A 13,028-nucleotide genomic window follows, 5' to 3' on the forward strand; every position below is an offset into this window, starting at 1 on the left:
TCAACTGGTTGCGTCGACGACCGTCTCCACGTCCGAGAGGACGCGCTCGTGGTCCGGTTGGTCGGTCCGATACGCGCGCTCGACGACGCCGTCGGGGTTCCGGAGGAAGGTCAGCGAGAGGTGCCGGAAGTCGTAGCCCGGAAGCCGCTCGGACTCGCCCGCGCCGATGCGGTCGAAGCTGATGCCGAGTTTGTCGGCGACGACCGCCTTCGCGCGCTCGGCCGACTCCGGGCGCAAGAACCGCCAGTTGCCCGCCTCCATGTCGACGTTCATCCGCTGGCCGTAGTTCCGGAGCGTCTCTGCGTCGTCGCGTTCGGGGTCGAAGGTGAGCGCCAGGAACGTCACCTGGTCGTCGACGTTCCGGTCGACGGTCCCGTGCTGGACGCCCGCCAACTGTCCGATGAGGCGCACGCACTCGACGGGACAGGTGGCGAAGAAGGCGGTCACGACCAGCGTCGCGTCGATGGCGTCGCTGTCGACCACCTCGTCGGCCAGCGGGTCCGGCAGGCTGAACGCCGGCAGCGGTTCCCCGTGGGCGGGGTACGGAAGTTCGCTGCTGTCGTACTGTCGGTCGTCGGGCGCGTCGAGGACCGTCGCACTCGCTCCCCCGTCGTCGCCGAATACCGTAGTGAGACAGCCGGCGCTCGCGGTGGCGAGTCCGGCCGCGAGATAGGTTCGTCGGTCCATCGCTCGACGCTTGTGAACTCGCGAAAGTAAGCAATCTGGTGCACCTCTCGAAAACTTCCGACAGCTGCACCAGACCGCCTCTCATCGCGGTCCGACGACGGTGTGGTATGGACGCTCGACGCACCATCGAACCGAACGGCTACTGCGTGAGCGACGTCCCAGGTGGGCGAGACGGCGAACCGAACTCCGTCGAGCACCCCCGGACGAAGCGGCCGTCGAACGCGGAGCGTTCGACCGAGCCGTCGCCGACCAGTCCCGGGGGCGACTGCCGGACTGACCGCTCTCACTCGCGGAACGTGTCGTCGATGAGCCGCGTGAAGCGGTCGACGAGGCGGTCCGAGAGCGACGGGGCCACCTCGTCGAGCAGGCGGCGAGTCTCCTCGGGGCGGGTCAGCGTGACGTGGCTTCGGCCGTGCTGGTCGTAACACTTCTCCGCGACGTCGGCCTCGACGAGCGTCGAGACGTGCCACGATATCGTGCTCCGCGCCACGTCGAGTTCCGCAGCCAGGTCGGCGGCCGACGGCTCCGGGTCTTCGAGCGCGACGACGATGATGCCGCGGACGGTTTCCCGCCGGAGGAGCGCGATGGTTCGTCGCTCCCAGGACTCGTACCCCTGCGGGAAGTAGTGGGTCCGGTCGCGAAGCTCCGCGACGTCGAGACGTCCGGCTCGGCGGAGACGGCGGAGGTGGTACTGCGCTTGCCCGGTTGCGATGTCGAGGTCGCGGACGAGTTCGTTGAAGTGGACGCCCGGATGGGATTCGACGTGGCTGTGGACCGTCCGTCTCACGTCACTCATGCTCTCGTCGGTTGGCCGTCGCCCGTGTAAAGGCGCTCGCCGGTTCCCAGTCGCTGGGAACGCGCTGTTCAACCCGACCGCGAGGGCGGCCCGCTGCGATACAGCGCGTACAGCACCAGGGTAGCGACCGCGAAGTCCGAGCCGTGTTCGACGAGGTGGTGGACCGGCATCGGGACGAGTCCCGCGAGCGTCCCGAACCCGACGAACGACCGGCAGACGAGGACGCCGAGCGCGACCGTCACCAGAAAGTAGACCCTCGTCCGCCGCCGTCGGTAGCCGGCCAGCCCGAGCAGGAACAGCGCCACGGTCCCGAGCGTCGCGAGAACGAGGACGGCGATCAGCACCGACGCTTCGGTCCCACTTATCCAGTCGGCGACGAGCGGGAACATGCCCGGTTGGGCCGACGCACTCGAACCGGGAGTGCGTTACGGGTTCCAGCGGCCGTCGAGCCGACCCGGACGCCGGCCGAGGCGGGGTGACAAAGATTTATGGGTCACACTATAGAACGTTGCTTTAAATGGCCGGAGAGAGCATAGGAAACTCCTACGCCTCCGAGCGCGACCGAAACGGGGCGTTGCCCGGCTTCCGGTCGCGCCTTCGGACCCTCAAGAGCGAGGGTTGCAACCTCCTCGTCGTCGGGGACCCGTCTCGGGAGGTGTTTACGCGGGCGAGCGGGACCATGCTCGGCGACCCCGACGCCCGGCGGTGGCGGGTGCTCGCGCTCACCGACGCCGACCCCGAGAGCGTCTACGACCGGCTCCCGGCGGCCTCGGTCGCGCCGCGCCCGCCGACCGAGACCACGCGGGTCCTCAACCACGCCACTCCGCCCCGACCGATAACCGAGACCACCGACGGACTCGGCGCGACCGTCCCCGAGGTGACGGTCGGCGACGCGAACCTCGCCGGCCTCAGGAGCCGGCTCTGCGAGGCGGTCGCCGACTTCGGCGCGCGGAGTCGACGGCCCTCGGCGCTCCGGGTCGCGGTCGACTCGCTCGCGCCCCTGCTCGCCCACTACGAGTCCGACGTCGTCCGGCGGTTCCTCCGGACGGTCGGCGACCGGGTGCGCGAGCACGACGCGATGGCCCACTACGTCCTGCCCGAACCCTACGACGGCGACCGGTGTCGGCGACTCGCCGACGAGTTCGACGCGGTGGTCGAACTCCGGACGGTCGCGGGCGACCCCGAGGAGCGGTGGCACCTCCCCGACTCGGGCGTGACGACGCCGTGGGTGCCCCTCTGAAGCGCCCGACGGCGAACCCGCCCTCCGCGAACCCGACGTTTATCACGCCGCCGGGCACACGCGAACGCATGGCAACTCCCGTTTCCTCGGACAAGCGCCGCGAAATCGAGACGTTCGCGAGCGAGTGGGTCCGCGAGGAGGGCGTCCCGGGCGCGAGCGTCGCCGTGGTCGACGCCGACGGCCTCGCGTACGCCGAGGGGTTCGGCGCGCGCGACCGGGCGGCCAACGACCCGGCGACCCCCGACACCCTCTACGGCATCGGCTCGTGCACCAAGTCGGTGACGGCGGTGGCGGTCATGCGGCTCGCGGAGGCCGGCGACCTGTCGGTCGAGGACCCGGTCGACGACTACCTGCCCCACCTCGCGGACGCGCCGGGCGACCCCGTGACGCTCCACGAGTTGCTGTGTCACTCCTCGGGGCTGCCCAGCGACGGCAACCTCTCGGCGCTCATCACCCGGCTGACCGACCGGGGCGACCGCGACCCGGACCTCCCGATGACCGGCGACGGCGACTTCCGGCGACACGTCCAGACCGCCGCCGACGAGCGACTGGTCGGCGAGGACCGGTTTTTCTACTACAACACCGGCTACACGCTCCTCGGGAAGGTCGTCGAGGAGGTGACCGGGCGAACGTACGCCGAGTACGTCCGGGACGAGATTCACGACCCGCTCGGGATGGACCGGTCGTGTTTCTCCCGGGCGGCCTTCGAGGCGGCCGACGACCGCATGACGGCGTACAACCGCGAGCCGGTCGGCGACGACGACGGGAGCGGCGACGCACTCGACGCGGTCGAGGCGTCGCTGGCGTTCGACGAGCGCCTCTACGCGCCCGGCGGGATGCTGAGTTCGGTCGCCGAGATGGCCAACTACGTCCGGCTGTACCTCGACAGCGCCGACGGGGACAGCGCGGGCGAGCGCGACCGCGGCGCGTTCGAGGGCGAGCGGCTCCTCGCGCCCGAGTCGGTCGCGCGGATGACCGAGCGTCACGCGACCCGCGAGGACTACCTCGACGGTCGCGCGCAGGGGTACGGCTACGGCCTCTCGTCGACCGCGTTCCTCGACGACGTGCTCGTGGGCCACGGCGGCATGATGGGCACGACGACCGCGTGGTTCGGCTACCTCGAAGACGCCAACGTCGGGGTCGTGGCCGCGTGCAACGCCGCGCCCACCAAGCACCCGTCGGCCGTGGGGAAGGCGGTGCTCGCGCTGGTCCGGGACGCCGACCCTCACGAGGTGGTCCCGTCCTACGCCTTCGAGCGGAAGGCCGAGCCGCTGGTCGGCGAGTACGCCTCCCACCGCGAGGTCCGGACCGCCACGGTCGAGCGCGACGGCGCGGGCTTGCGGATCGCGTTCGACGACCCCGGCTGGTCGGGCGAGTACCGGGTCGTCCCCGAGAACATGGACCCCGACGACCACCGGTACTACGTCGTCACGGCGACCGGCAAGCGCGTCCCGGTGGAGTTCCGCGTCGGCGAGGACGACGTGAGCCTCCTGCTCCAGCGCTGGCGGCTCCACAGGCAGTAGTCCGAGCGGTGCCGTTCGGGGGACCGTCGGGCTCCCGACGTCACGGACGGCCGGAGGCGTGCCGAACGGCTCCGGGGCACTCCCCCGAGACGAGTGGTGGACGCGACCCACAGCGCTTTATACCGCGCCGGAACCACCTCCGGGTATGCTCGTTACGCTTGAGGGGCTCGACGGGAGCGGCAAGACGACGGTCTGGGAGGTGCTCCGCGAGGAGTTCCCCGACCACGTCTACACCCGCGAGCCCACCGAATCGTGGTACGGGGAGGCGGTCGACCGCTCGGTCGCCGACGACGACGCCGACCCGCTGGCCGAACTGTTCCTCTACACCGCCGACCACGCCAACCACCTCGCCGAGACGGTCCGGCCCGCGCTCGCGGACGGGAAGGTCGTCGTCTCGGACCGCTACTCCGATTCGCGGTACGCGTATCAGGCGGTCAGCATCGAGGAGTACGTCAAGCGCCCGCTGGAGTACGTCCGGGGCGTCCACGGCCCGTGGACCCGGCCGCCCGACGCCACGCTCTACTTCGACGTCGACCCCGAGACGGGCGCTGCCCGGAGCGGCGCGACCAACAAGTTCGAACAGGCGGCGTTCCTGCGCAGCGTGCGGGAGAACTACGAGCGGCTCGCGGACGCCGAACCCGAGCGGTTCGTCCGCATCGACGCCACGCGGTCGCCCGAGGCGGTCATCGATTCGGCCGTCGACGTGTTCGAGCGACTGCTCGCCGACGAGTGACCCGCCGGGAATCGGCTTGCGCGCGAGCCTCAGTTCCGCGGTGGGACCGGGGTCAGTCGGACGTCGGGGGCGGGTCCGGGAATCGAACTGTCCCGATACTATTAAAATGAACGTCGCCCCCGGCGCGAGGTATCGCCATTACTATCTTACGAGTTAAATGGGGAATGAATTACGATGGTTTCCTACACTGGCGACGTGAGTGGATATGTGTTCCTAAAGGGGCCAAATATTCCTATTATCATAAGGTATATACCCGGGCTCTCTAAACAAGGGGAAGCATGGTAACTAGGCGCAAGTACCTTTCGGCGGTCGCGGCGGCAACCGGCGTCGGCACCACAGGACTGGCTGGCTGTCTCGGTGACAGCGGCGGCACGACCGAGATCAGCGCGGCGACGGTGTTCAACGAAGACCACATCCAGGCCCGCATCCTGAGTCGCGGTGTCGAGAACTTCGTCGAGGCGTCCGACAACGACTACGAACTCGACCTGCTCGCGGGGTCCATCGGCGGCGAGGAGGACCAGATGGAGTCGGCCGCGACGAACGACATCCAGATGCACAGTACGAGTTTCGGCGGACTCACCAACCGATACGACAGCGAGTACGGGTTCATCTCCGCTCCGTTCGTGGCCCAGGACTGGGAGCACCTGCAGGCCATCGAGGAGGAGTTCGTTCACGGCGACGACGGGTTCAACAGCGTGCTCGCCGAAGAGGGCAGCCAGCGCGTCCTCGGCGGCGCGTACCGCGGCATCCGGCACACCACCTCGAACATGCCGGTGACCCATCCGGACGACCTCGAGGGCGTCCCGATGCGGCTGCCCGAGATAGACTCGTGGATTCAGCCGTGGGACGAGATCGGCGTCGAGGTCACGCCGGTCCAGGCCGACGAGCTGTACTCGGCGCTCGAAACGGGCGTCATCGAGGCCTCTGAGGGCCCCATCGGGCAGTTCAACGACTTCAGCCTCTACGAGGTCCAGAGCCACTTCTCCCAGACCGGACACATGGTGCAGGCGTACGCGCAGGTCGTCAGCAACGAGTTCTGGGACGGCCTCTCGGACGCCGACAAGGACGCCCTCGACCAGGCGGTGCAGGACGCCATCGACTGGGGGTACGAGACCCTCCAGGGCGAGTTCGACGACCTGACACAGATGGTCCAAGACGAGCACGGTACGACGGTCGTGCCCGCCGAGGAGGTCGACCAGGAGGCGTTCCAAGACGCCGCCCAGCCCGCACTCGACCGCCTGTTCGAGGAGGAGTGGCTGGTCGGATACGACGAAGTCGCCAACCTCGCGTAACGAGGGGGCCCCATTTTATCATGAGCGAGAATACTGATTCGACGGGCTCCGTAGATTCAGGGAGCGACGGCACCGTTTTAGACGGAGTCCACAAGGGGCTGGAGGTCGTCGGGGTCGCGCTGCTCGTGCTCATCGGCGTCATCACGTCGGCTCGGGTCGTCGCCCGGACGTCGCCGGCGTTTCCGAACCTCATCTGGTCCGGCGAGATAGCCCGATACGCGCTCGTCATCATGACCATCATCGGGATTCCGTACGCGATGCGGACCGAGGACCACATCTCGATCCGACCGCTGCTCGAAGGCCTCGAAGAACGGACCCGGACCGTCCTGTTTCTGACCGCCAACGTGCTGGTAGTCGGATTCAGCTTCCTCCTCGCGTACGCCTCGGCGCGGGTGGCCGAGCGGACGCTCGGGAACCCGCTGCCGACGGTCCGGTGGCTGAACTACGGCTACGTGAACATCCTCATCACGATCATGTTCGTCCTGACCGCGATATACGCGCTCGAACAGGTGGCATCGGAGTGGAGAACGCTGACCGGAAACGCGACGACCGACGGTGAATCGGTCGAGGCCAAGGACAACGCATGAGTGACCTCGTCCTCGCGGCGGCGTTCCTCGTCGTGCTCCTCGCGCTGTACGCGATGGGCGTCCACGTCGCGTTCGCCATCGGCATCTCGTCGGTCGTCATCATGCTGCTGCCGTTCGGGCCGCCGTTCCAGGTCCAGACGCTCGCACAGCGGTTCTACACCGGGATGAACAGCTTCATCCTCATCGCGGTGCCGTTCTTCCTGCTCGCGGGCAGACTGATGAACGAGGCGGGGATGACCGAGATAATCTTCGACTTCGCCGAGGAGCTCGTCGGTCCCATCCGCGGCGGCCTGGCCCACGTCAACGTCCTGGTGAGCATGCTGTTCTCCGGGATGAGCGGCTCCGCGGTCGCGGACGCCGCCGGGCTGGGCGTCATCGAGTACGAGTCGATGGTCGACCGCGACTACGACAAGAACTTCGCGGCGGGCATCACCGGCGCGTCCGCGACCATCGGTCCCATCATCCCGCCGAGCATCGCCGTCATCGTCTACGGCGTCCTCGCGGAGGTGTCGGTGGGCGCGCTGTTCATCGCCGGCATCATCCCCGGCATCCTGATGGGTCTCAGCCTCATGGGCATGGTGCTGGTGCTCAGCTACACCAAGGGGTTCGCGCCGCCGGTCAAGCAGTACGACTTCGGAGCGCTCGGCCGGTCGTTCCTCCGGTCGATTCCGGCGCTGATAATGCCCATCATCATCGTCGGCGGCATCCTCACCGGGCGGTTCACGCCCACCGAGGCGGCGGTCGTCGCGGCGGTGTACGCGCTGTTGCTCGGGACGCTCTACTACAGGAGCCTGTCGCTGCAGTCGCTGTACGGCGTCCTGAAGGAGACGTTCATCGACACCAGCGTCCTGCTGTTCATCATCGGCATCGCCAACCTCTACGGCTACCTGCTCGTGCTGTCGGGCGTGCCGTCGTTCCTGACCGACAACGTGCTCGCGCTGACGTCGAATCCGACGCTCATCCTCGTCCTCCTCGCCATCGTCCTGTTCCTGCTCGGGACGTTCATGGAGACGCTCGCCATCATCATGATAATGACGCCGATGCTCGTGCCGGCGTTCCCCGACCTCGGCATCGACCCGCTGGCGTTCGGCATCATCATGATGGTGGTCCTGATGATGGGCATCATCACGCCGCCGTTCGGCATCGCGCTGTTCTCGCTCGAACGGGTGACCGACCGCCAGTTGGACGACCTCATCCGGGGCGTCGCGCCGTTCTACGTTCCGCTGGCGCTCGTGGTGCTCGTGCTCATCCTGTTCCCCGACATCGTCCTCTACCTGCCCGAGCGGTTCGGGCTCTACTGACGCCCGTCCCTGCCGTTTTTTCGGCGAGCGCGTCCCTCGGCCGGCAGCCGCGTGGGGACGCCGCGCGGACCGAACCGCAATCCCTACCTTGGGCGTCCGCACACTCACTCCCATGCAACTGGGCGTCGTCGGACTGGGCCGCATGGGCCGCATCGTTGTCGACCGGGTGCTGGACGCTGGCCACGACGTGGTCGCGTTCGACTTGGACGACGAAGCAGTCGCGGCCGCCAGCGATGCGGGCGCGACCCCCGCCGACTCGGTGACCGACCTCGCCGAGCGCCTCGACGGCGACGGGCGCATCTGGCTGATGGTCCCCGCCGGCGAGCCGGTCGACGCCGCGCTCGACGACCTCGAACCGCACCTCTCGGGCGACGACGTGGTAGTCGACGGCGGCAACTCCCACTTCGAGGACTCGGTTCGGCGGGCCGAATCGACCGCGGCCGCCTACCTCGACTGTGGGACCTCGGGCGGCCCCGCCGGGGCGGAACTGGGCTTCTCGCTGATGGTCGGCGGCCCCGCGTGGGCCTACGAGGAACTGACGCCCGTCTTCGACGCGGTGGCGACCGGACCCGAGGGCCACGACCGGATGGGTCCCTCGGGGTCGGGCCACTACGTCAAGATGGTCCACAACGGCGTCGAGTACGCGCTGATGCAGACCTACGGCGAGGGGTTCGAGCTACTGGCGAACGGTCGATACGACCTCGACCTCGAATCGGTGGCCCGGACGTGGAACAACGGCGCGGTCGTCCGGTCGTGGCTGCTCGAACTCTGCGAGGAGGCGTTCCGCGAAGAGGGGACCGACGGGGACGAACTCGGCACCGTGGCCGACCACGTCGCTGGCGGGTCGACCGGGACGTGGACCGTCCAGGAGGCGCTCGAACGGGAAGTTCCGGTGCCGCTCATCTATCAGGCGCTCGTCGAGCGGTTCGGCTCGCGCGCGACCGGGGACGGGCCGGGTCGGTTCTCCCGGCGGTTGGCCAATCGGCTCCGCTACGGCTTCGGTCGTCACGAGGTGGCTCGGCGCGGGGAGTAGCGCTGCGAGGCGTCCGGGCGAGGACTCCCGGGACAGCACTCCTCTCGGTTCAGATAATTACCGTTTAGGAATATCTTTATGCACCAGTGATTCACACGCCCAACCATGCTCTCTGTCGAGGATTCCAAGCCCGCCCTCGTCGGCGGGGCGGCGGCGGTGGGCGCGTCGCTGGCGGTGAATCCGACGATATCGGTGGCGCTCGGCTCGCTTCTGGCCGTCGTCGTCAAGAACAGGACTGACCCGGACGCGAACTTCATGCTCGTGGGCGGACTGATGCTGACGCTCGTCGGCATCGGTGGCGTCGCAATCGGCTCGTTTCCCGGCGCACCCGTGGCGGTCATCGGGGCCGGCGGTAGCATCGTCGGCGGCACGTTCCTCTGGGTCGGGAAGAAGATAGACCAGTGGGCTATCGGTCGAATCCTGCGATTCCTCTGGGCGCTCGTCCACCTCGGGTCGACGCTCGTCGTCATCGCGAAGATAGCGGTCGTGCTTCCGCTGACGTTCGTGGCCGGCGTGGTCGGCGCGGACGTTCCCATCCTCGGCAATTTCACGTTCGTCCTCTACTGCCTGGCCGTGATGTTCGGATTCTACGCCATCGACCAGGGCAAGTCCGTCTTCCAGGTGCGCCGGAAGATGTACGGCTCCCGCCGCCGGGCCAGCGTCGACGACGTCAAGAACGCCGCCGCCACGGCCGAGAAGACCGCCCAGAAGGCCGAGGACGTGGGCGCGAGCGTCCGGGACGCCGACGCACAGGACGTCAAGCAGGCCGCCTCCTCGGCGAAAGAGACCGTGAGCTCGGTTCGGGGCGGTGGCGACGACGGCGGCGTGGCCGCGAGCGACGGCGGCGGAGCGGCCGCGAGCGATGGCGGTGGGGCGGCCGCGAGCGACACGCAGGCCCCGACGGCCGCCGAGTCGGGCGCGGACGGGCCGGACGAGCCGACCGCCGAGTCGGCGACTCGAAGCGAGTCGACGACCGCCTCGGCCGACCGGTCGGCGGGCGGCGACGACGACGGCTCGGTCTCGACCGACTGGCTGTCCGACGCCGCCGACCCCTCGCTGGTGGTGCGCAACCACGCCGGCGAGTCGAAGTCGGCTCGCGTGGGCTGTCGGGTCGACGGCGAGAAGCGACTGGCCGACGACGTCACGCTGGGTCCGGGCGACGCCACCGACTGGGACGACCTGCCGACCGACGACCGGTTCGAGGTCGGCGTGGTGGTCGACGACGGCCCGTCGGCCGGCGAGCGGTTCGACCCCAGCGATGCGCCCGACGAGATTCGAGTCACCATAACCGACTGGGACGTCGTGTTCGACGCGGGGGACGGGTCGGGCGGCGACGCGGCCTCGGGGAGCGCCGACTCGGCCGCCGCGTCCGACGCCGGAGCGGCCGACAGCGAGCCGACGAGTCCCGAGTCCGACCCCGCGTCGTCCGGAACTGTAACCGCATCGTCCGGAACCGGGTCGTCCGGTGACGCCGCTGGGGCGTCGGGGGCAGGAACCGGCTCGGCGTCCCGCGACGACCCCGAGCCGGCCCGGTCGTCCAGCGCCGCCGACAAGGTGTTCGGCGGAGCGACCGGCGGGTCCGACGACGGCGGGGCATCCGGCGAGACCCCGGACCCCGAGGACGAGTCGTGGGACGGCGCGGCCGACCTCGCGGCTGCGGTCCGGGACTCGCCCTCGGAAGCGCGGGTCGAGCGACTCACCGAGTTCCTCGACTCGGCGTCCGTCGCCGAGCGCGAGGCGGCGATTCGCGGGCTCAGGCAGTCGGTCCGTGACCACCCCGGCGCGGTCGCGGGCGCGGTCCCGAGCGTCGCGGCGCTGCTCGACGCCGACGTCGGGGAGACCCGCGAGGAGGCCATCGTCACGCTCCAGCGACTCGCCGAGACGCATCCCGACGCGGTCGCCCGCGCCACCGACGCCGTGGTCGCGCGGCTCGACGACGGGAGCCCCAAGGTCCGGACCGCGGCGTGTCGCACGCTCGAAGCGACCGGCGCGTCCGCCGGGACCGAGAAGCTCCGCGAACTCGCCGACGAGGACAGCCACAAGGGCGTGCAGGTCGCGGCCTTCCACGCCCTCCAGTCGGCCGGGAACTGACTGCTCTATCTGTCCGCCTGGTACACCTCGCCCCGGCGCTCGTACTCCATCTCGGTCGCCACTCGATCGGCGACGGTCTCGCCGCAGAGTCGCTCGACGACGTGGAGCGCGAGGTCCAGCCCGGCGGTCACCCCGCCGGCGGTCACCACGTCGCCGTCGTCGACCACGCGGGCGTCCACGACCTCGGCGTCGGTCTCCCGGAGGTCGTCGACCGCGCCGGCGTGGGTGACCGCGGGTCGGCCGTCGAGCAGTCCGGCCGCCGCGAGTAGCATTCCGCCCGTACAGACCGCACCGAGGTCGACCCCGCGCTCGTGGAGGTCGGCGAGCGCGGCCGGCAGGTCGCCGGCCTGCGCTTGCGCCCACGCGCTGGCGTCCGAGCGGTCGTTCCACCCGCCGCCGGGGACGACCACGAGGTCGGGGTCGGCGTCGGCGAGCGTTCCCGCCACCTCGACGCGGAGGCCGTGACTCGCGGTCACGCTGTCGGTCGAATCGAGCGTGCGCAGCGAGACGTCGAGGTCGCACCCGCGCTCGGCCGCGTTCGAGAACACCTCGTACGGGCCGACCGCGTCGAGTTCGTCGAACCCCTCGTAGACGACGATTGCGATGTCGGTGGTCACACCGTCCGCTGTGGGTCGCGCGGTGAAAAGCGTGGGGTCCCGTCGGACGACGAACTCACTCGTCGGGATACGGAATCTCGCAGGTCTCGCCGTCGTCGGGCACGAACACCTCGCCGTCGAAGGCCTCGCGGGCCTCCGCGAGGTGGTCCGAAACGTCGCCGGCGTACCGCGAGGAGATGTGGGTGAGCGCGAGTCGTTCGACGCCGGCCCGGTCGGCGAGTTCGGCCGCCTCGCGGGCGGTCGCGTGGCCTGTGTCGGCGGCCCGGTCGGCCCAGTCGTCGGCGAACGTGGCGTCGTGAATCAGGAGGTCGGCGTCGGCGGCCGCCGCCTCGACGGGGCCGGTCGGGCGCGTGTCGCCGGTGTAGACCACTCGCCGGCCGGGTCGGGGGTCGCCCACGACCTGCTCGGGGTCGACGACCGTGCCGTCGTCGAGTTCCACGGACTCGCCCCCGTGGAGTCGGGAGAACTTCGGGCCGACCGGGACGCCGAGTTCCTCGGCGCGCTCGCGGTCGAACCGGCCCTTGCGGTCGTCCTCGACGAGCGCGTAGCCCACCGCGTCGGTCCGGTGGGCGGTCCGTATCGTCCGGACCTCGTAGCCGTCGCGCACGACCGCGGCCTCGCCGGGTTCGACGCCGTAGACGTGGACCGGGAACGACGGGTGCGTGTCGGCGGCGTGGACGAGGCCGCGGACGTCGGACTCGATGCTGGCGGGCGCGTAGATGGAGAGGGCGTCTTCGCGGCCGTTGAAGTCCATGGTCTGGACGAGTCCCGGCAGTCCGAGAACGTGGTCGCCGTGGAGATGCGTCACGAACACGTCCGAAACCGTGAACCCCGTGCCGAAGCGCATCATCTGGCGCTGGGTGCCCTCGCCGGCGTCGAACAGGAGCCGGTCGCCTTCCCGGTGGACCAGCACCGAACTCGGGTTGCGTTCCGTGGTCGGCACTGCCCCGCCGGTTCCGAGAAAGGTCACGCGCATCGACATCCTCGACCGAAGGTCGGTCGGCGAGGGGGAAAGCGCCTTCGATATCCGGGGCGAGGTACGCTCGGTTACCCGCCCGGAAAGGTGGTGTTTCGACGCGGGTTGCGTCCCCGGAATCGGCGGACAGTACGGGCCTAACCCGCGTATCA

The 13,028-nt window shown here is 69.5% G+C and carries 13 protein-coding genes; 8 read left to right on the forward strand and 5 right to left on the reverse strand.

Annotated elements, in window-relative coordinates; translation table 11 throughout:
• The 3 genes from EPL03_RS01760 to EPL03_RS01770 all read right to left on the reverse strand — a co-directional run bounded on the left by EPL03_RS01760 (position 1) and on the right by EPL03_RS01770 (position 1,872).
• Complete coding sequence (locus EPL03_RS01760; RefSeq protein WP_135827621.1) at positions 1-687, reverse strand: SCO family protein; 687 nt, start codon at positions 685-687, stop codon at positions 1-3.
• 283 nt (positions 688-970) lie between these two features.
• Positions 971-1,483: a winged helix-turn-helix transcriptional regulator gene (locus EPL03_RS01765; RefSeq protein WP_135827622.1), complete on the reverse strand. Its 513-nt coding sequence runs from the start codon at positions 1,481-1,483 to the stop codon at positions 971-973.
• Between the two features lie 68 nt (positions 1,484-1,551).
• Positions 1,552-1,872 carry a DUF7471 family protein gene (locus EPL03_RS01770; protein WP_135827623.1) on the reverse strand — a complete coding sequence of 107 codons (321 nt, stop codon included), beginning with the start codon at positions 1,870-1,872 and terminating at the stop codon, positions 1,552-1,554.
• Positions 1,873-2,000: 128 nt separating this feature from the next.
• Here EPL03_RS01770 and EPL03_RS01775 point away from each other — a divergent pair, with 128 nt between their 5' ends.
• From EPL03_RS01775 to EPL03_RS01810, 8 genes are all read left to right on the forward strand, one after another.
• Entirely contained in the window at positions 2,001-2,723 is a 723-nt protein-coding gene (locus tag EPL03_RS01775) for a DUF7504 family protein (RefSeq protein WP_135827624.1), read from the forward strand.
• A gap of 68 nt (positions 2,724-2,791) precedes the next feature.
• Entirely contained in the window at positions 2,792-4,246 is a 1,455-nt protein-coding gene (locus EPL03_RS01780) for a serine hydrolase (protein WP_135827625.1), read from the forward strand.
• A gap of 145 nt (positions 4,247-4,391) precedes the next feature.
• Positions 4,392-4,979, forward strand: coding sequence for a dTMP kinase (gene tmk / locus EPL03_RS01785; protein WP_135827626.1), 588 nt, complete (start codon positions 4,392-4,394; stop codon positions 4,977-4,979).
• 278 nt (positions 4,980-5,257) lie between these two features.
• Positions 5,258-6,271: a TRAP transporter substrate-binding protein gene (locus EPL03_RS01790; protein ID WP_135827627.1), complete on the forward strand. Its 1,014-nt coding sequence runs from the start codon at positions 5,258-5,260 to the stop codon at positions 6,269-6,271.
• A gap of 20 nt (positions 6,272-6,291) precedes the next feature.
• Positions 6,292-6,858, forward strand: a complete 567-nt coding sequence (locus tag EPL03_RS01795; RefSeq protein WP_135827628.1) for a TRAP transporter small permease — start codon at positions 6,292-6,294, stop codon at positions 6,856-6,858.
• The gene (locus tag EPL03_RS01800) at positions 6,855-8,159 is read left to right on the forward strand and encodes a TRAP transporter large permease (protein ID WP_135827629.1); all 1,305 of its coding nucleotides are present in this window, start codon (positions 6,855-6,857) and stop codon (positions 8,157-8,159) included. Before EPL03_RS01795 ends, EPL03_RS01800 begins: the two co-directional genes overlap by 4 nt.
• Before the next feature lie 112 nt (positions 8,160-8,271).
• On the forward strand, positions 8,272-9,192 hold the full coding sequence (locus EPL03_RS01805; RefSeq protein WP_135827630.1) for a decarboxylating 6-phosphogluconate dehydrogenase: 921 nt from the start codon (positions 8,272-8,274) through the stop codon (positions 9,190-9,192).
• 105 nt (positions 9,193-9,297) lie between these two features.
• On the forward strand, positions 9,298-11,283 hold the full coding sequence (locus tag EPL03_RS01810) for a HEAT repeat domain-containing protein (protein WP_135827631.1): 1,986 nt from the start codon (positions 9,298-9,300) through the stop codon (positions 11,281-11,283).
• A gap of 5 nt (positions 11,284-11,288) precedes the next feature.
• Here the strand turns inward: EPL03_RS01810 and EPL03_RS01815 are convergent, their stop codons facing one another.
• Entirely contained in the window at positions 11,289-11,900 is a 612-nt protein-coding gene (locus EPL03_RS01815) for a DJ-1/PfpI family protein (RefSeq protein WP_244605178.1), read from the reverse strand.
• Between the two features lie 55 nt (positions 11,901-11,955).
• Positions 11,956-12,882, reverse strand: a complete 927-nt coding sequence (gene rnz, locus EPL03_RS01820) for a ribonuclease Z (protein WP_135827633.1) — start codon at positions 12,880-12,882, stop codon at positions 11,956-11,958.
• Positions 12,883-13,028: the final 146 nt, after the last annotated feature.

This window comes from Halorussus halobius (assembly GCF_004765805.1).
Taxonomy (GTDB): domain Archaea; phylum Halobacteriota; class Halobacteria; order Halobacteriales; family Haladaptataceae; genus Halorussus; species Halorussus halobius.